Genomic DNA, 19153 nt, shown 5'->3' with positions numbered 1-19153 from the left:
AACGGCTTCTGCGGGGGATAAGCCAGAGGGGAAAATGAAAAAACTTCGATCGTCTGCCAAATGGCTGCCGAAACGACGCTAATCGTCGCCCGGCAGCTCTAGCCTGCGCCCTACAGACGCTTCCTAACGGTTGATGTGCAACTCCACACGCCGGTTCTGCGCACGACCTTCATCGGTGGCGTTATCGGCAACCGGCTCGCTTTCACCGCGACCTTCACTGGTGAGTTTGTTCGGCGCCAAGCCCTGGCTCAGCAAATACGCGGCGACACTGCTCGCCCGCCGTTCCGACAAAGCCTGGTTATACGCATCCGAACCTTTGCTGTCGGTGTGACCTATGACCTTGATGCTCACCACATCGGCACTGCGCAGTTTGTCCATCAGCGTATCGAGCTGGGCTTTCGCCGCCGGGGTCAGGTCGGATTTGTCGAAATCGAACAGCACGTTGCCGGCATCGCTCAAGGTAATGACCTCAGTTTGCGGTGCAGGCTCCGGCACTTTTTCCGTGACCGGGTACTGTGGCAGCGGGCAACCACGGTGATCGACCGGGGTGTTTTCCGGAGTGTCCGGGCAACGGTCGCGGCGGTCAAATACACCGTCGCCGTCTTCATCGCCGTCCTGGGCATAACAGATCAGTCCGCCGGTAAGAATCCCCAGCGCTGCGCCGCCACCGGCCCAGCCAGCGCTTTCGATAGCGCCGAGGCCGCCACCGACCAGTCCGCCGATAACGCTGCAGATCGGCCACGTACGTTGATTGAGGGGTGCAGTGCCATCGCTGTGGGTGGCGCAACCGGTGAGCAAACTGCCTAGCAGCAGCACCGGCAAGACGGACCTTGAGAAAACAGTCATTGTGAAAGCTCCTGTGTCACCGGCCCATACCGGTTACACAGGAGTAAAGACCCGCATCCGCGACTGCACAAGCCGCGGATGCGAGAGGGGCTTAACGCTGGATTTTGATTTCGGTACGACGGTTTTGCGCGCGACCGTCAGCGGTTTTGTTGTCGGCAACAGGCTGGCTTTCACCCAGACCGGACACCGAAACGAAGCTGGCGCGTGGCACACCTTGCTGGATCAGGTAATCCACCACCGAGTGCGCACGACGATCCGACAGTTTTTTGTTGTAGGCATCGCTGCCCACGCTGTCGGTATGCCCGGTCACGGTCAGTTGCGCCGTCGAGGATTCCTGTTTCAGGCGGGTGGCGACCTTGTCGAGCACTTGCTTGTCAGGGCCGGTCAGCGTGGCTTTGTCGAACTGGAAGTGCACATCACGGATAACAATGGTTTCTTCCTTGACCACTACAGCTTCTTCGACCACGGGTGCAGGCGCTGGTGGAGGGCAACCGTCAGCATCGACCTGTACGCCTTTAGGCGTGCCCGGGCACTTGTCGCGACTGTCCGGCACGCCATCGCCGTCTTCGTCGCCATCGCCGTGAACCCAGCAATAGGCCGCTGCCGTGCCACCGACCAGCAACGCACCGTAGCCGGCCCATGCCGAACTTTCGGTCGCGCCGAGACCGGCACCGACGACACCACCGACCGCCGCACAGGTCGGCCAGTCGGTTTTCTGCAAACCTGCGCAACCAGTCAACACACTGGTTAGCAGAATCAAAGGTAACGCTGTCCGAACTATGCTCATCTGGTTTTCTCCTGAGGGATCGGCTTAGAACCGATTCAGGGAGTAAAGACCGGAGTTTTAATCTCCGCCAGCAATAGGCCACCGCTGTTTGCGAGCCTGTTCACAGGACTTCGGCACATTTACCCGAAACGGGCGGAACAGGGCGCTTTGCCGCCACCGTCAGGCAGGCTAGTCTTGGCGGTCTGATTGAGGAGCTTCGATGAACGTCGCCATTTCTTCCCGTACGCCGCAACAGGCATTGGCCGTTTTGCTGGATCGCTACGCCCCGGCGCGGCTGTTGCTGATCGGCGCCAGCGAATTTCCAGCCCTGAGCGTCTTTAAAGAGGCACATCCAGACACCGTCGTGGCCCACGCCGCGCCGGGGGCGTTGCCTGCTGAACTGGCGGCACAGCGTTTCGATCTGGCGCTGGTGGTCGATTGCCTGGAACATTTGCCCAAACGCGATGGCCTCAACTTGTTGGGCGGGATTCGCAATCTCAACGCTAGCCGCATCGCCGTGCTGGCGGATCTGGCGGCCAGCGGCTGGCAGGAAACCGACTTCTATTCACTGGCGCTGCAAGCCAGTGAATGTTTTCAACGCGACGATCAAGTGCTGACCCTGTTCACCTATGATCTGCTTGAATACAAACAAGTCCCCGACTGGCTCAACTCACGGTTCTGGGCCAATCCGGAAAACTTCGGGAAATACTGGTGGTAATGCAATGAGTACAGCCATTTGCCCGTGCGGCAGCGGCAATCTGCTGGAGGCCTGCTGCGGCCATTATCACGACGGCCATCCGGCACCGTGCGCCGAAGCGCTGATGCGTTCGCGCTACAGCGCCTATGTGCTGGGGCTGATCGACTATCTGGTGGCGACCACCCTGCCCGCCCAGCAAGCGGGCCTCAATCGCCAATCGATCACCGACTGGAGTGCGCAGAGCACCTGGCTCGGCCTTGAAGTCGAGAGCTCGGAAGTCTTCGGCGGCCAGCCGGAACACGCTTTCGTCACCTTCACCGCGCGCTGGCATGACGGTCAGGGCGAGCATAGCCATCGCGAGCGTTCGTCGTTCGTGCAGAACGCCGGGCACTGGTACTTCATTGATCCGACGGTGCAGTTGAAGCTGGGGCGCAATGACAGTTGCCCGTGCGCCAGTGGGCAGAAGTTCAAGAAGTGCTGTGCGGGATATTTCGGCGCTTAAGATCAAAAGATCGCAGCCTGCGGCAGCTCCTACACAGGATTTTCGTTTCCCCTGTAGGCGCTGCCGAAGGCTGCGATCTTTTAGCGGCTAGACTGCCAGCAAAGGGAGTAAAACCATGCTCGGTCGCTGGCGCACACTACATTTTCTGTTTTTGATGCTGATCCTGAACCTCGGCGGTTGCGCATCGTGGTTCAACGATGACAGCGTCGACCCCGCCGTGCATCTGGTGAAAGTTGAAGTGGTGCGCGCCAAACTGCTCGAACAGAAATTCATCCTGCACTTTCGCGTCGATAACCCCAACGATAGCGACCTGACCGTGCGCGGCCTCGAATACCGTATTCATCTGGCCGACATCCTGCTGGCCGAGGGTGAGCATGAACACTGGTTTACGGTCGGACCAAAACGCAGTGCTTACTTCAAAGTGCCGATCCGCACCAACCTGTGGCCCCGGGTAAAAGATGTGGTGAAAATGCTGAAAAGCTCGAATCAACAGATTCCCTATCGCTTGCAGGGTGAGATGGAAACCGGTTTATTCATCGCCCACTACGTGCACCTTGAGCGCAATGGCGTGATAATCCCCGCCGATTTAATTCCGGAGCAACACCGATGACCCAGCAACCTCATGTCCATGGCCCTGACTGCAACCACGATCATGACCATCATCACGAACATGACCATGGCCACGTGCACGGCCCGAACTGCGGCCACGCCCACCAGGAACCGGTGCGCAACGCCCTGAAAGACGTCGGCCGCAACGACCCGTGCCCATGCGGCAACGGCAAGAAATTCAAGAAGTGCCACGGCGCGTGATGCCCGGGGCGAAGACCCTCTTCGCCTGACCTGCCGCCTTCGCGAGCAAGCTCGCTCCCACAGTCATTCGAGTTCCTCCAGTTGGAATGCAATCCCTGTAGGAGTGAGCCTGCTCGCGAAGGGGCCGGCACATGCAACATCGTTGGCGTCTGACAGACCGTTATCGCGAGCAGGCTCACTCCTACAGGTGAGCGGGTTTCTTCAGTTGCAATGCAATCCCCTGTGGGAGCGAGCCTGCTCGCGAAGGGGCCGGCACATACGGTGAAGTTTTTCAGCCGGCCACCAGAATCTGTGCAGAACTGACTACCGTCGCATACTCCCCCTGCAAATTCCCCAGCGACATCCCGTGTACCTCTTCAGCCGTACGCAATGTGCCGAAATAATCAGCCTTGTCGAAGGTGAAACAGGCATCCTCCGCTACCCACGCAGCAAAGCCAAGATTGCCCGCCGTACGCGCCGTTGACTCCACTGAGTTGTTCGTCGCCACGCCGACGATAACCAATTGCCCGATCCCCGCCTCGCGCAACCGCGCCTCTAATCCCGTGGCACAAAACGCATCCGGCACCTGTTTCTGAATCAGCCATTCGCCGTCCTGCGGCAAAAACCTCTCCTGAAACTCCACCCCTTCCTGCTCCGGCCAAAACACCGATTCCGGCTCACGGGACAGATGTTGCACATGAATCACCGGCCTTGTGCTACGCCGCCACAGCCCCAGCAGATCAAGGATTCGCTCTTCCGCCTGAAGATTATTCCTTCGACCCAAACGCGGCTGCAGGATGCCTTTTTGCTGGTCGATGATGATCAGTGCAGCGTTGGCCTGAAGCTCCATGGCGATTTTTCTCACGCGGGTCATTGAATTCTGCGCAGTTCAGCATCACCTCTTCCTACTAAGCAAGCTATCGAACGCACACGGGACGACCTGACGCCGGCGTTTGCTGTCCGCACGCAAGTCCATTTCTGCTTTGGAGCTCTCCATGATCGACCTGTATTACTGGACCACCCCCAACGGCCACAAGATCTCTCTGTTCCTCGAAGAAGCCGGCCTGCCGTACAACGTGCACCCGATCAACATCGGTCAGGGTGAGCAGTTTCAGCCACACTTTCTGAAAATCGCCCCGAACAACCGCATCCCGGCCATCGTCGATCATGAACCGGCCGATGGCGGCGAACCGTTGTCGCTGTTCGAATCCGGGGCGATTCTTTTGTATCTGGCGGAGAAGACCGGGAAGTTTCTGCCCCAAGACCTGCGCGGTCGGCAAACGGCGCTGCAATGGCTGTTCTGGCAAATGGGCGGACTGGGGCCGATGGCCGGGCAGAATCACCACTTCAGCCAGTTCGCGCCGGAGAAAATCCCCTACGCGATCAAGCGCTACATCGACGAGACCGCGCGGTTGTATGGCGTATTGAACAAGCAACTGGCTGATAACGAATTCGTCGCCGGCAGCGAATACAGCATTGCCGACATGGCGATCTACCCGTGGATCGTCTCGCACAAATGGCAAAGCCAGAACCTTGAAGACTTCCCGCATGTGCAGCGCTGGTTCAACCACATCAAAGATCGCACGGCGACGTTGAAGGCCTACGCGTTGGTGCAGAAAATCAATCCACCGAAGGCTTGATTGAACGGCAAGAGATCGCAGCCTTCGGCAGCTCCTACAGGGGAATGCATGCTTATGTAGGAGCTGCCGCAGGCTGAGATCTTTTCCATTCGACAGAAATACGCAAATAACCCCCGCCCCCGCTTGCGCGGCCACCTCCTGCTCACTAACGTAGCGCCTTTACTGACGCTACCCCCCGCAGGAGCTTTGCCATGGCCTCGCCAGCCCTCACACATTTTCTTCCCCGGTTCGGCGTTGCCGCAGCAGTGGCCGGTGTTTTGGGCCTGTCCGGTTGCCAGACCTGGAATGCTCAGGACACCCTCCCCCCGACTTCCGGCGTGCAACCGCTCAAGGGGCTGGCGCAGAACGTGTCGGTACGTCGCAATGCCATGGGCATGCCGCTGATCGAGAGCAACACGTTCCATGACGCACTGTTCAGCCTCGGTTACGTCCACGCCAGCGATCGCATCAATCAAATGGTCACCTTGCGCCTGTTGGCGCAGGGCCGCCTGGCGGAAATGTCCGGCGCGTCGATGCTCGATGCCGACCGCTACATGCGCGCGGTCAATCTGAAGAAAAGCGCTGGCGAGCTGTACAAGGCTTCGTCGCCACGCCTCAAGCGCTTCTTCGAAGTCTATGCACGAGGCGTCAACGCCTACCTGTTCCGCTACGCCGACAAGCTGCCGGGCGACCTCGCCTCCAGTGGTTACAAGCCGGAATACTGGAAGCCGGAAGACTCGGCGCTGATTTTCGCCCTGCTGAATTTCAGCCAGTCGGCCAACCTGCCGGAAGAAATTTCCTCGCTGGTGCTGGCGCAAACCGTCACCACCGACAAACTCGCCTGGCTGACGCCGTCCGCGCCTGACGAAAACCTGCCACTGGCCGAGGCCGACAAGCTGCAAGGGCTCAAGCTCAACGGGCAGATCCCCGGCCTGACCGAACTGAGCAACGCCAGCCAGCAACTGTCCGCGCTGAACCTGCTCGGCACCCCGTCTTCGAACAACTGGGCGATCGCCCCGCAACGCAGCCGCAGCGGCAAGAGCCTGCTGGCCAGCGACGCCCATGGGCCGCTGGCTGCGCCGTCGCTGTGGAGCTTTGTGCAGATCCGCGCACCGAAATATCAGGCCGCCGGTGTCACCGTTGCCGGTCTGCCGATGGTCCTCGGCGGTTTCAACGGCAAAGTCGCGTGGAGCATGACCAGCGTGCTCGGCGACAACCAGGATCTGTTTCTGGAAAAAATTCGCCGCCAGGGCAGCAGCCTGACCTACGAGGTCAATGGCAAATGGCAGCCGCTGGGCGTGCGCAACGAAACCTACTTCGTCAAAGGCCAACGGCCGATTCGCGAAGCGGTGTACGAAACCCGCCACGGTGCATTGCTCAACAGTGCTCAGGCGGCCGCGCAAGGCAGCGGTTTCGGCCTGGCCTTGCAGACCCCGAGCTTCACTGATGACAAGTCGCTGGATGCGTTTTTTGATCTGACCCGTGCACAAACCGTTGAACGCGCTTCCGACGCGAGCCGCGAGATCCGCGCCATCGCCCTGAACCTGGTGTTCGCCGATGCGAGCAACATCGGTTGGCAGGTCACCGGGCGTTTCCCCAACCGCCGAGAAGGCGAAGGCTTGCTGCCGTCGCCGGGCTGGGAAGGTCGCTACGATTGGGACGGTTACGCCGACCCGATGCTGCATCCGTACGATCAGGATCCGGCGCAAGGCTGGCTCGGCACCGCCAACCAGCGTGTGATTCCTCACGGTTATGGCATGCAACTGTCGAACTCTTGGGCGGCGCCGGAACGTGGCGAGCGTCTGGCGGAACTGGCCGGCAGCAGCAAGCACGACAGCCGCAGCGTGATCGCCATGCAGTACGACCAGACCACCACCTTCGCCGCCAAGTTGAAGAAAGTCTTCGAAGCACCGGGCATGAAGCAGCCGCTGAAACAGGCGATCGATGCCCTGCCGGAAGCGGATCGCAGCAAGGCGCGCGAAGCGTTCACGCGGTTGATGGCGTTCGACGGCAAGCTCAGCCCGACCTCGGCGGATGCGGCGATCTATGAGCTGTTCCTGCAAGAAAGCATGAAACAGATCTTCCTCGATGAGCTCGGTCCGGAATCGAGTCCTGCGTGGAAGGCGTTTATCGCCAATGGTGATCTGTCTTACGCGGCGCAGGCTGACCATCTGTTGGGGCGCGAAGACAGTCCGTTCTGGGACGACATTCGTACACCGCAGAAAGAAGACAAAGCGATGATTCTTGCCCGTAGCTTCGCGGCGGCGATCAGCGCTGGCGAGAGTCAGTTGGGCGGCGATCACCGGGCCTGGCAGTGGGGCAAGCTGCACAGTTATGCCTGGAAGAACAGCAATGGCCAGACCGTGCGCGGACCACTGGCGGCCGGTGGCGATCACACGACGTTGAACACGTCGGCGTTCGCCTGGGGCCAGGATTTCACCACGACGCGCGCACCGTCGATGCGTTTCATCGTCGACTTCGGCCAAGCCGAACCGCTGATGGGCCAGAACGGTACGGGGCAGTCGGGTAATCCGGTGAGTCCGAACTACCTCAATGGCATCGATGCGTGGTTGAAGGGGCAGTACATCGGCTTGCCGATGCAGCCGCAGAACTTTGATCGGGTGTATGGCAAGGCCCGCCTGACGCTTACTCCCGGCAAATAAGCTGTACATCAAAAGCCCCTCACCCTAACCCTCTCCCGGAGGGATAGGGGACTGATTGGGGGATGCTTGAGTCATACGCCGACCTGAACGTGCACTGCCGAATCCAGAATCAACTCGGTTCGTGCCTTGCCGAATCCGTAATCGACTCGGTCTTTCAGGTCGATGTAGCTGGCCAGACACCTCAGTCGGCCCCCTCTCCCTCCGGGAGAGGGCTGGGGTGAGGGGCTTTTGATCTGGTCCAGAATCTGTGTTCGACTCGGTATTTCACGTCGGCGTAGCTCTCCCAGACACCTCAGTCGGCCCCCTCTCCCTCCGGGAGAGGGCTGGGGTGAGGGGCTTTTGATCTGGTCCAGAATCTGTGTTCGACTCGGTATTTCACGTCGGCGTAGCTCTCCCAGACACCGCGGTCGGCCCCCTCTCCCTCTGGGAGAGGGCTGGGGTGAGGGGCTTTTGATCTGGTCCAGAATCTGTGTTCGACTCGGTATTTCACGTCGGCGTAGCTCTCCCAGACACCGCGGTCGGCCCCCTCTCCCTCCGGGAGAGGGCTGGGGTGAGGGCTGCTCTTCAAAGTCGATAGAACTTCCAGCCCAGCGCCAACCTCATAGCTAACAAGCCCCCCATTCTGGTAAGGACATGGACCTTGTTATCGCCCGCCCCGAGGGTTTGTACTGCCCTGCCGGAGATTTCTACATAGACCCGTGGCGCCCCGTCGAGCGCTCGGTCATTACCCATGCCCACGGCGATCATGCCCGTACCGGTAACCAACATTATCTGGCCAGCAGCGCCAGCGAAGGGATTTTGCGCGCGCGTCTGGGGCAGGACATCAACCTGCAAACCCTCGCCTACGGCCAGCGTCTGACACACCACGGTGTCACCCTGAGCTTTCACCCCGCCGGCCACGTGCTCGGTTCTGCACAAGTGCGTCTGGAATACGGTGGCGAAGTCTGGGTCGCGTCCGGCGACTACAAGATCGAACCGGACGGCACCTGCGCCCCGTTCGAACCGGTGCGCTGCCACACCTTCATCACCGAATCGACCTTCGGCCTGCCGATTTATCGCTGGCAGCCACAGGCGCAGGTGTTCAGCGAGATCAACCAGTGGTGGGCTGCGAACATCGCGGCCGGCAAGGCCAGCGTGTTGTTCTGTTACTCGTTCGGCAAGGCTCAACGGATACTCCACGGCATCGACGAAAGCCTCGGCCCGATCCTCAGCCACGGTGCGGTCGAACCGCTGAATCGGGTCTACCGCGAGGCCGGCGTGTATTTGCCGCCGACGATCTACGCCGGGGACGTAAAAAAAAGCGACCCGATCATGCGCCAGGCTCTGGTCATCGCCCCGCCTTCGGCCGGTGGCAGCAGTTGGATGCGCCGTTTTGGCGAGTACAGCGACGCATTTGCCAGCGGCTGGATGCGTTTGCGTGGCACCCGACGGCGGCGCGGCGTCGATCGCGGTTTCGTGCTCTCCGATCACGCCGACTGGCCCGGCCTGCTCTGGGCCATTGAGCAAACCGGCGCAGAGCGGGTGATGGTCACCCACGGTTCAATCGGCGTGCTGGTGCGGCATCTGCGCGAACAGGGTCTGGATGCCCAGGGTTTCAACACCGAATACGGCGATGACGAAGAAGAACACATCGCCACCGAACCGACCATCGCCGAGATGCCAGCATGAAAGCATTCGCCGAGTTGTACACCGAGCTCGACGCGACCACCTCGAGCAACGCCAAACTGGCGGCGATGCAAGCCTACTTCGCCCAGGCCGAACCGCACGACGCCGCGTGGGCGGTGTACTTTCTCTCCGGTGGCCGGCCCCGGCAACTGGTGCCGGTGAGAATTCTGCGTGAACTCGCCGTCGAGATCTCCGGCCTGGAACCGTGGTTGTTCGAGGAAAGCTATCAAGCCGTCGGTGACCTGGCGGAAACCATTTCGCTGGTACTCGCAGAAAACCCGCACACCTCCGACGCCGGCCTCGCCGAGTGGATCGAGGACAAACTGCTGCCACTGCGCGGTGAAGCACCGGAATATCTGAACCGGCAACTGCCGGCCCTGTGGGCGCAACTGGATCGATCAAGCCTGATGCTGTGCATCAAATTGATCACCGGCAGTTTTCGCGTTGGCGTGTCGAAATTGCTGGTTACCCGGGCCTTGGCCTCGATGGCCGGGCTGGACAGCAAGCGCGTGGCGCAGCGTCTGGTCGGTTACACCGATCTGTCCAACCGGCCGAGCGCCGCCAGTTACCTGAAGCTGATTGCCCCTGAATCCAGCGATGAACATGCCCAGCGGGGTGGTCAGCCGTATCCGTTCTTCCTGGCCCACGCTTTGTCGCAACCGGTGGAAGAATTTGAAGCGCTGATCGGCCCGGCCAGCGATTGGCAGATTGAATGGAAATGGGATGGCATCCGCGCACAAGTGGTCAAGCGAGAGGGCCGACTATGGATCTGGTCGCGGGGCGAGGAACTGGTGACCGAGCGTTTTCCCGAACTGGAGGTCCTGGTACACGGCTTGCCCGATGGCACGGTGATCGACGGCGAAATCGTCGTGTGGAAAAGCACGCATCCGCGCACCGAAGACGCCTTTGATCCGCAATCGACCGAACCGCCGGCAGTGCAGCCCTTCGCCCTGTTGCAACAACGCATCGGCCGCAAGACCCTCGACAAGAAAATCCTCGAAGACGTGCCGGTGGTGGTGCTCGCCTACGACCTGCTCGAATGGCAAGGCGAAGACTGGCGCAATCAACCGCAGGCCAAACGCCGCGCGCAATTGGAAGACGTCATCGCCCGCAGTAACAGTCCGGTACTTTTACCCTCGCCGCTGCTGACCGGCAGCGACTGGCTCGACCTCGCCCGCCAGCGCGAAGCCTCGCGGCGACTGGGTGTCGAGGGCATGATGCTCAAGGCGCGCGACGCGTTATATGGCGTCGGGCGCACCAAAGACATGGGCGTGTGGTGGAAGTGGAAAGTCGACCCGTTCAGCGTCGATGCGGTGCTGATTTACGCGCAGCGCGGTCACGGTCGCCGGGCCAGTCTGTACAGCGATTACACCTTTGCCGTGTGGGACGGCCCGCCCGAGTCGAGCCAGCGTGCGCTGGTGCCGTTTGCCAAGGCCTATTCGGGGCTGACCGATGAGGAAATGCGCAAAGTCGATAGCATCGTGCGCAAAACCACCGTGGAAAAGTTCGGCCCGGTCAGCAGCGTGAAACCGAGCCTGGTGTTTGAACTGGGTTTCGAAGGCATTGCCCTTTCGCGGCGGCACAAGAGCGGGATCGCGGTACGTTTTCCGCGGATGCTGCGCTGGCGCCAGGATAAAACCGTGGATGAAGCGGATAGCCTCGCCACCCTGCAAGACCTGCTGGCCTGACCCCTTTTCCCGGGACATTGATCGTTCCCACGCTCCGCGTGGGAATGCCTCAACGGACGCTCCGCGTTCGGCCTTGGAGGGGACGCGGAGCGTCCCGGGCTGCATTACCACGCAGAGCGTGGGAACGATCAGCGATCTGCTTGACTGTCCCCGACAAGCCACAAATCAGTGCACGCTTTCTGCCGCGCCCGTTTTCGTGCATTCATCCATTGATCTTGTAGCTCTCCTCACCTTTTAAAACACTTGTTCGGGACTCTGGTTCGGAAATTGCTACTTTCTATAGGTCGTACGCGTTCCAGTAACAATAATTCTGCGCCACAAGCGCTCATATTGGTTCTTAGGGATTGAATAATGAAAAAAGCATTGCTGACCCTTTCTGCACTGGCGTTGTGCATGGCCGCTGGCTCCGCGCTGGCCAAGGAATACAAAGAGCTGCGCTTTGGCGTTGACCCTTCGTACGCACCGTTCGAGTCGAAAGCGGCCGACGGCAGCCTGGTGGGCTTCGACATCGACCTGGGCAACGCGATCTGCGCCGAACTCAAGGTCAAGTGCAAGTGGGTTGAAAGTGACTTCGACGGCATGATTCCGGGCCTCAAGGCCAACAAATTCGACGGTGTGATCTCGTCGATGACCGTGACCCCGGCCCGGGAAAAAGTCATCGACTTCTCCAGCGAGCTGTTCTCCGGCCCGACCGCCTATGTGTTCAAGAAAGGCTCCGGCATCACCGCCGACGTTGCGTCGCTGAAAGGTAAAACCGTCGGTTACGAGCAAGGCACTATTCAGGAAGCCTACGCCAAAGCCGTGCTGGACAAGGCCGGCGTGAAAACCCAGGCCTATCAGAACCAGGATCAGGTGTACTCCGACCTGACCTCCGGCCGTCTCGATGCGGGCATTCAGGACATGCTGCAAGCCGAACTGGGCTTTTTGAAGTCGCCACAGGGCGCCGACTATGACGTCAGCAAGCCAGTCGACAGCGAATTGCTGCCAGCCAAAACCGCTGTCGGTATTAAGAAAGGTAACACTGAGCTGAAAGCGCTTTTAGATAAAGGTATCAAAGCGTTACACGATGACGGCAAATATGCCGAGATTCAAAAGAAACACTTTGGCGATCTGAATCTGTACAGCGGCAAATAATGCCCCGGCGCCCATCCTCGATGGGCGCCTTTTCCATCCGCTCAGGTTGCTGATTTATGTTCGAAAACCTATTACAAAATCTGGGGCTCGCAGCCTTCAGCCTCAAGGGTTTTGGCCCGTTGCTGTTGGAAGGCACCTGGATGACCATCAAATTATCGGCGTTGTCGCTGCTGGTGGCCGTTTTGCTCGGCCTGCTCGGCGCCAGTGCCAAGCTGTCAAAAGTCAAACTGGTGCGCCTGCCCGCCCAGCTCTACACCACGCTGATTCGCGGGGTGCCGGATCTGGTGCTGATGCTGCTGATTTTCTACAGCCTGCAAACCTGGCTGACGTCCCTGACCGATTACCTGGAATGGGAATACATCGAAATCGACCCGTTCAGCGCCGGGGTGCTGACCCTGGGTTTTATCTATGGCGCGTATTTCACCGAAACCTTCCGTGGCGCGATCCTCGCCGTGCCGCGCGGTCAGGTTGAAGCCGCCACCGCATACGGTCTCAAACGCGGTCAGCGCTTTCGCTTTGTGGTGTTCCCGCAAATGATGCGTTTCGCCCTGCCGGGCATCGGCAACAACTGGATGGTGATGCTCAAGGCCACTGCGCTGGTGTCGATCATCGGTTTGGCCGATCTGGTCAAAGCCGCGCAGGACGCCGGTAAAAGCACTTATCAACTGTTCTACTTCCTGGTTCTCGCCGCGTTGATCTATCTGCTGATCACCAGTGCCTCGAACTTCATCCTGCGTTGGCTCGAACGCCGCTACGCCGCCGGTGCCCGGGAGGCCGTACGATGATCGAACTTCTGCAGGAATACTGGCGCGCCTTCCTTTATACCGACGGCCAGAACATCACCGGTCTGGCGATGACGCTGTGGCTGCTCAGCGCCTCGATCTTCATTGGTTTCCTGGTGTCGATTCCGCTGTCGATCGCGCGGGTTTCGCCGCACTTCTACATTCGCTGGCCGGTGCAGTTCTACACCTACCTGTTCCGTGGCACGCCGCTGTATATCCAGTTGCTGATTTGCTACACCGGCATTTACAGCTTGGCCGCCGTGCGTGCGCAGCCGCTGCTCGACAGTTTCTTTCGCGATGCGATGAACTGCACAATCCTCGCCTTTGCCCTGAACACTTGCGCCTACACCACGGAAATTTTCGCCGGGGCGATCCGCAGCATGAACCACGGTGAAGTCGAGGCGGCCAAGGCTTACGGGCTGACTGGCTGGAAACTGTATGCCTACGTGATCATGCCGTCGGCGCTGCGCCGTTCGTTGCCGTATTACAGCAACGAAGTGATCCTGATGCTGCACTCCACCACCGTGGCCTTCACCGCGACCATCCCCGACATCCTGAAAGTTGCGCGGGACGCCAACTCGGCGACCTTCCTGACCTTTCAGTCGTTCGGCATCGCCGCGTTGATCTACCTGACCATCACCTTTGCGCTGGTCGGCCTGTTCCGCCTTGCCGAACGCCGATGGCTGGCCTTCCTCGGGCCGACTCACTAGGCCCATCTCAGGAATAAAGAGATAAAAAATGCGCCACCTGATTCATGACTTGCTGGCCCCGCTGCCGGGGACCGCACGACAGATCCACAGCTTCCACTTCGGCCCGGAGCAGGCCAAAGGCAAGGTCTACATTCAGTCCTCGCTGCACGCCGATGAATTACCCGGCATGCTCGTGGCCTGGCACCTCAAGCAGCGTCTGGCGGAGCTGGAAGCCGCCGGGCGCCTGCGCAGCCAAATCGTGTTGGTGCCGGTGGCCAACCCGGTCGGCCTCGAACAAGTGCTGATGGACGTGCCGCTGGGCCGCTACGAACTGGAGAGCGGGCAGAACTTCAACCGCTGGTTCGTCGATCTCAGTGAAGAGATCGGCAACGCCATCGAAGGCAAGCTGAACGACGATCCGCAACACAACCTCGAACTGATCCGCACACATCTGCGCGACGCCCTCGCCCGCCAGACCGCCAGCACGCAACTGCAATCCCAGCGTCTGACCCTGCAACGGCTGGCCTGCGACGCGGACATGGTGCTCGACTTGCACTGTGATTTCGAATCGGTAGTGCACCTTTACACCACGCCCGAAGCGTGGCCGCAGGTCGAACCGCTGGCGCGCTATATCGAAGCCCAGGCGAGCCTGCTGGCCACTGACTCCGGCGGTCAGTCGTTCGACGAATGCTTCACGCTGCTGTGGTGGCAATTGAAAGAGCGCTTCGGCGAACACTTCGAGATTCCGCTGGGCAGTTTCTCCGTGACCGTCGAGTTGCGCGGCCAGGGTGACGTTACTCATCCGCTCGCCAGCCGCGACTGCCAGGCACTGATCGATTATCTGATCCAGTCCGATGCGATCGTCGGCGAGACCAAACCGCAACCACCGCTGCCGTTCCCCGCCACGCCGCTGGCCGGTGTGGAACCGGTGACCACCCCGGTCGGCGGCCTGCTGGTGTATACCGCCACGGCGGGGCAATACCTCGAAGCCGGGCAGCAGATCGCCGAAATCATCGACCCGATCCACGACCGGGTCACCCCCGTTCATTGCACCAGCGCCGGCGTGATGTACGCCCGCTCGCTGCGACGCATGGCCACTGCCGGCATGGTCATCGCCCACGTCGCGGGCGCTGAAGCCTATCGCAGCGGCTACCTACTTTCGCCTTGAGGATGTCTGTCCCATGTACAAACTGACCGTTGAAGGCCTGCACAAAAGCTATGGCGACCATCAGGTGCTCAAAGGCGTTTCGCTCAAGGCCAAGACCGGCGACGTGATCAGCCTGATCGGCGCCAGCGGCTCGGGCAAAAGCACCTTTTTGCGCTGCATCAACTTTCTCGAACAACCTAACGATGGCGCCATGAGCCTCGATGGCCAGGCGATCCGCATGGTCACCGACCGCCACGGCATGCACGTCGCCGACGCCGATGAACTGCAACGCCTGCGCACGCGGTTGGCGATGGTGTTCCAGCACTTCAACCTGTGGAGCCACATGACCGTGCTGGAAAACATCACCATGGCCCCGCGCCGGGTGCTGGGTTGCAGCAAACAGGAAGCCGACGAACGTGCGCGGCGTTATCTGGACAAGGTTGGCCTGCCGGCACGAGTGGCCGATCAATATCCGGCGTTTCTCTCAGGCGGTCAGCAACAGCGCGTGGCGATTGCCCGGGCGCTGGCGATGGAACCGGAGGTAATGCTGTTTGATGAACCGACCTCGGCGCTCGATCCGGAATTGGTGGGGGAAGTGTTGAAGGTGATTCAGGGGCTGGCTGAAGAAGGTCGGACCATGATCATGGTGACCCACGAAATGAGCTTCGCTCGTAAGGTTTCCAGCCAGGTGTTGTTCCTGCACCAAGGCTTGGTGGAAGAAGAAGGCGCCCCCGAAGAAGTGCTCGGCAACCCGAAAAGCGAACGCCTCAAGCAATTCCTCAGCGGTAACCTCAAGTAGCCCACGTTCCCCTGTAGGAGCTGCCGAAGGCTGCGATCTTTTGATCTTGTTTTGTAGAGATCAAGATCAAGATCAAAAGATCGCAGCCTTCGGCAGCTCCTACACGGTCACCCTGATTAAACCTTTCGCCAACTGATGTGGTCACTGGAAGAACCCCTCCAGAGCGCGCGCAGCCCGCATGGCGAAATCCTCCGACCTGGCAAAAATCTGGTTCAGCGCCCGCAACTGGAAGCCGTTCGCCTTTCAGAAACAGGTCTGGGCGGCGGTGAAAAACGGCCAATCCGGTCTGCTCCACGCCAGCACCGGCGCCGGTAAAACTTATGCGGTGTGGTTTGCCGCGCTCAATCGCTTCGCCAAACCCGCCGCTGTTGTTGAAACCCCACGCAAGCGCAAACCACCGGCCGAACCGCTGACCGTGCTGTGGATCACGCCCATGCGCGCCCTCGCCGCCGACACCGCTCGCGCCTTGCAAGCGCCGGTAGATGATTTGCAGATCCCATGGAGCATCGGCCTGCGCACCGGCGATACCAGCAGCAGCGAACGCGCCCGGCAGAGCCGGCGCCTGCCGACCACGCTGATCACCACCCCGGAAAGCCTGACCCTGCTGCTCGCCCGCGCCGATGCCCAAGTGGCGCTGGCGAGCCTACGCATGATCGTCGTCGATGAATGGCACGAACTGCTGGGCAACAAGCGCGGCGTGCAACTGCAACTGGCCCTCGCCCGCCTGCGGCATTGGCAACCCGAACTGATCGTCTGGGGAGTGTCTGCCACCCTCGGTAATCAATCCCACGCCGAACAAGTGCTGATCCCACAGGGCGGCGGCGTCAGCATTCAGGGACAAAGCGAAAAAGCGCTGAAGGTCGACACTATCCTCCCACCGGCCATCGAGCGTTTTCCATGGGCCGGACACATCGGCCTGAAGATGCTGCCGCAAGTGGTCGCCGAACTGGAGGCCTGCGCCAGCAGCTTGGTTTTCACCAATACCCGAGCGCAATCGGAAATCTGGTATCAGGCGCTGCTGGAGGCACGGCCGGACTGGGCCGGGTTGATCGCTTTGCATCACAGTTCGCTGTCTCGCGAGACTCGCGACTGGGTCGAGCAGGCCTTGAAAGACGGACAACTCAAAGCCGTGGTCTGCACCTCAAGCCTGGATCTGGGCGTGGATTTCCTGCCAGTCGAGCGCGTGCTGCAAATCGGTTCGGCCAAAGGTGTCGCGCGCCTGATGCAACGCGCCGGTCGTTCAGGCCACGCGCCGGGACGCACCTCGCGAGTAACGCTGGTGCCGACTCACAGCCTTGAGCTGATCGAAGCCGCTGCCGCCCGTGATGCCGTCGAACAACGGCGTATCGAACCACGCCAGTCACCGCACAAACCGCTGGATGTGCTGGTCCAGCATTTGGTCAGCATGGCCCTCGGCGGTGGATTTTTACCCGATGAGCTGTACGAAGAAGTCCGTGGCGCCTGGGCTTATCGTGACCTGACAGCTGCTGACTGGGCCTGGGCGCTGGCTTTCGTACGCCATGGCGGGATGTCTCTGACAGCCTATCCGGATTACCGCCGGGTCGAGCCAGACGAGCACGGCGTCTGGCGAGTGCCGGATGCGCGATTGGCGCGGCGCCATCGCATGAGCATCGGCACCATCGTCAGTGACGCGAGCATCCATCTGAAATTCTGGAGCAAGGGCGGCGGTGGCAAACAGTTGGGCAGTGTTGAGGAAGGTTTCATCGCGCGGCTTAAACCGGGTGACGGTTTTCTCTTCGCCGGGCGTTTGCTGGAGTTGGTGCGAGTGGAAAACATGACCGCTTACGTCAAACGCAGCACCGCGAAAAAAGCCGCCGTGCCGCGCTGGAATGGCGGGCGCATGCCGCTTTCCAATGAGCTCGCCGCCGCCGTCGTCAGTCGTTTCAGCGCGGCCGCGCAGGGTGAGTTTGTCGGGCCGGAAATGCACGCATTGCGGCCGTTACTGGAAACGCAGATGCGCTGGTCGGGTTTGCCCACCGCCAAAAATCTACTGGCTGAAGTGCTGAAGTCCCGCGAAGGCTGGCACCTTTTCCTCTATCCCTTTGCCGGGCGCCAAGTGCATCTGGGACTGGCAAGCCTGTTGGCATGGCGCGTCAGTCAACAGCAGCCTGTGACGTTTTCCATCGCGGTGAACGATTACGGCCTGGAATTGCTCAGCGCCACGCCGATCGACTGGGCCGAGTATTTGAATGCCGATCTCTTCAATGCCGATGATTTATTAGCGGACGTTCTGGCCAGTCTGAACGCAGGCGAACTGGCCTTGCGCCGTTTTCGCGAGATCGCGCGGATTGCCGGGCTGGTCTTCGCCGGCTACCCCGGCGCACCGAAAAGCACCCGACAGGTGCAGGCGTCCAGCGGACTGTTTTTTGAAGTGTTCAAACAATACGACGCAGATAATCTGTTGCTGGCCCAGGCCGGGGAAGAAGTCCTGCGAGAAGAACTGGATATTCAGCGTCTGGAGCAGACATTGGACCGGATCAATCAGATGAAACTGGACGTGCATCAGGTTAACCGTCCTACACCACTGGGCTTCCCGCTGCTGGTGGAGCGCATGCGCGAAAGCATGAGTTCGGAAAAACTCGCTGATCGCATCAGGCGAATGGTTGGTGATCTGGAGAACAGCGCAGACAAGGATAAATCCTCATGAGTTCAGGCTACCCAGTACGCCTGGCCGGCGAAGAACTATGGCTTTTGCCGGAAAAAGCCCTGTACTGGCCCGCGCAACAGGTCCTGCTAATTGCCGATGTGCATTTCGGCAAAGCGGCGGCTTACCGTAGTCTGGGTCAACCGGTTCCGCACGGCACCACGGCGAGCAATATCGCAGTGATTGATCGGCTGCTGGCGAAGCTGCCCTGCCGGTTATTGATCTTTCTCGGTGACTTCCTCCACGGGCCCGGCTCTCATGCGCCAGGTACGCTGGACGCGCTGGCACAATGGCGCGCGCGCCACGCTGATCTGCCGATGACACTGATTCGCGGCAATCATGACAAACGCGCCGGTGATCCACCTGAATCGCTGAATATCCGGGTGGTGCCGGAACCGCTGCTGCTCGGGCCGTTCGCCTTGCAGCATGAGCCTGATCCGCACCCTGAAAGGCACGTGCTGGCGGGTCACGTACACCCGGTCTATCGGCTGCGCGGCAAGGGTCGGCAAAGCTTGCGACTGGCGTGTTTCAGGCTCGGCGAACGCCTCAGCCTGCTACCGGCATTCGGCGCCTTCACCGGCGGCTATGCGGTCGAGCGCGAAGAGAGTTGCAGGATTTTCGTCATCGGCGATAACGAAATATGGCCAGTCAGTTGAAGTCCTTGCAGACCTCATCTGACTGGCCATTGGTTTTCAATGCAGA

Annotated in this window: 18 protein-coding genes; 15 read left to right on the top strand and 3 right to left on the bottom strand. The window is 60.3% G+C overall.

From position 1 onward, the window contains the following. Window positions 1-123: 123 nt before the first annotated feature. Window positions 124-846, bottom strand: a complete 723-nt coding sequence (locus tag CKW26_RS14620) for an OmpA family protein (protein WP_095049123.1) — start codon at window positions 844-846, stop codon at window positions 124-126. Window positions 847-937: 91 nt separating this feature from the next. Next, complete coding sequence (locus tag CKW26_RS14615; protein WP_007918596.1) at window positions 938-1633, bottom strand: OmpA family protein; 696 nt, start codon at window positions 1631-1633, stop codon at window positions 938-940. 199 nt (window positions 1634-1832) lie between these two features. Here CKW26_RS14615 and CKW26_RS14610 point away from each other — a divergent pair, with 199 nt between their 5' ends. The 4 genes from CKW26_RS14610 to CKW26_RS14595 all read left to right on the top strand — a co-directional run bounded on the left by CKW26_RS14610 (window position 1833) and on the right by CKW26_RS14595 (window position 3621). After that, the gene (locus CKW26_RS14610; protein WP_095049122.1) at window positions 1833-2330 is read left to right on the top strand and encodes a DUF6231 family protein; all 498 of its coding nucleotides are present in this window, start codon (window positions 1833-1835) and stop codon (window positions 2328-2330) included. Between the two features lie 4 nt (window positions 2331-2334). Beyond that, a complete protein-coding gene (locus CKW26_RS14605; protein ID WP_095049121.1) occupies window positions 2335-2811 on the top strand; it encodes a YchJ family protein in 477 nt (158 codons plus the stop codon). A gap of 115 nt (window positions 2812-2926) precedes the next feature. After that, window positions 2927-3421, top strand: coding sequence for an LEA type 2 family protein (locus CKW26_RS14600; protein ID WP_095049120.1), 495 nt, complete (start codon window positions 2927-2929; stop codon window positions 3419-3421). Next, window positions 3418-3621 carry an SEC-C metal-binding domain-containing protein gene (locus tag CKW26_RS14595; protein ID WP_034154967.1) on the top strand — a complete coding sequence of 68 codons (204 nt, stop codon included), beginning with the start codon at window positions 3418-3420 and terminating at the stop codon, window positions 3619-3621. Before CKW26_RS14600 ends, CKW26_RS14595 begins: the two co-directional genes overlap by 4 nt. Before the next feature lie 271 nt (window positions 3622-3892). On the opposite strand, the gene CKW26_RS14590 is transcribed toward CKW26_RS14595, so the two are convergent. Further along, window positions 3893-4450 (bottom strand): cysteine hydrolase family protein, encoded by a 558-nt coding sequence (locus CKW26_RS14590; protein ID WP_095049311.1) that lies wholly within the window; start codon window positions 4448-4450, stop codon window positions 3893-3895. 145 nt (window positions 4451-4595) lie between these two features. Between CKW26_RS14590 and CKW26_RS14585 the strand changes: the two genes are divergently transcribed. The 11 genes from CKW26_RS14585 to pdeM all read left to right on the top strand — a co-directional run bounded on the left by CKW26_RS14585 (window position 4596) and on the right by pdeM (window position 19107). Then, on the top strand, window positions 4596-5240 hold the full coding sequence (locus CKW26_RS14585; protein ID WP_095049119.1) for a glutathione binding-like protein: 645 nt from the start codon (window positions 4596-4598) through the stop codon (window positions 5238-5240). Window positions 5241-5431: 191 nt separating this feature from the next. Further along, the gene (locus tag CKW26_RS14580) at window positions 5432-7882 is read left to right on the top strand and encodes a penicillin acylase family protein (RefSeq protein WP_095049118.1); all 2451 of its coding nucleotides are present in this window, start codon (window positions 5432-5434) and stop codon (window positions 7880-7882) included. A 633-nt stretch (window positions 7883-8515) separates the two neighbouring features. Continuing rightward, entirely contained in the window at window positions 8516-9550 is a 1035-nt protein-coding gene (locus CKW26_RS14575; protein ID WP_095049117.1) for a ligase-associated DNA damage response exonuclease, read from the top strand. After that, entirely contained in the window at window positions 9547-11235 is a 1689-nt protein-coding gene (locus CKW26_RS14570; protein ID WP_095049116.1) for an ATP-dependent DNA ligase, read from the top strand. The genes CKW26_RS14575 and CKW26_RS14570 overlap by 4 nt, the downstream gene beginning before the upstream one ends. A gap of 351 nt (window positions 11236-11586) precedes the next feature. Then, entirely contained in the window at window positions 11587-12369 is a 783-nt protein-coding gene (locus CKW26_RS14565) for a transporter substrate-binding domain-containing protein (RefSeq protein ID WP_007918608.1), read from the top strand. Between the two features lie 56 nt (window positions 12370-12425). Next, window positions 12426-13154 carry an ABC transporter permease gene (locus tag CKW26_RS14560; protein ID WP_095049115.1) on the top strand — a complete coding sequence of 243 codons (729 nt, stop codon included), beginning with the start codon at window positions 12426-12428 and terminating at the stop codon, window positions 13152-13154. Further along, window positions 13151-13861, top strand: coding sequence for an ABC transporter permease (locus CKW26_RS14555; protein WP_016986412.1), 711 nt, complete (start codon window positions 13151-13153; stop codon window positions 13859-13861). Before CKW26_RS14560 ends, CKW26_RS14555 begins: the two co-directional genes overlap by 4 nt. Before the next feature lie 28 nt (window positions 13862-13889). Beyond that, on the top strand, window positions 13890-15008 hold the full coding sequence (locus CKW26_RS14550) for a succinylglutamate desuccinylase/aspartoacylase family protein (RefSeq protein ID WP_095049114.1): 1119 nt from the start codon (window positions 13890-13892) through the stop codon (window positions 15006-15008). Between the two features lie 13 nt (window positions 15009-15021). Continuing rightward, entirely contained in the window at window positions 15022-15786 is a 765-nt protein-coding gene (locus CKW26_RS14545) for an ABC transporter ATP-binding protein (protein ID WP_095049113.1), read from the top strand. Between the two features lie 178 nt (window positions 15787-15964). After that, window positions 15965-18454 carry a ligase-associated DNA damage response DEXH box helicase gene (locus CKW26_RS14540; RefSeq protein ID WP_095049112.1) on the top strand — a complete coding sequence of 830 codons (2490 nt, stop codon included), beginning with the start codon at window positions 15965-15967 and terminating at the stop codon, window positions 18452-18454. Beyond that, complete coding sequence (gene pdeM / locus CKW26_RS14535) at window positions 18451-19107, top strand: ligase-associated DNA damage response endonuclease PdeM (RefSeq protein WP_093436351.1); 657 nt, start codon at window positions 18451-18453, stop codon at window positions 19105-19107. The genes CKW26_RS14540 and pdeM overlap by 4 nt, the downstream gene beginning before the upstream one ends. The last annotated feature ends 46 nt before the right edge of the window (window positions 19108-19153 follow it).

Origin of the sequence: Pseudomonas sp. Irchel s3h9, from assembly GCF_900187475.1 — a bacterium.
GTDB lineage: Bacteria > Pseudomonadota > Gammaproteobacteria > Pseudomonadales > Pseudomonadaceae > Aquipseudomonas > Aquipseudomonas neuropathica.
Note: the sequence above shows the minus strand (reverse complement) of the source record. Positions and strands in the feature narration are given on the sequence as shown.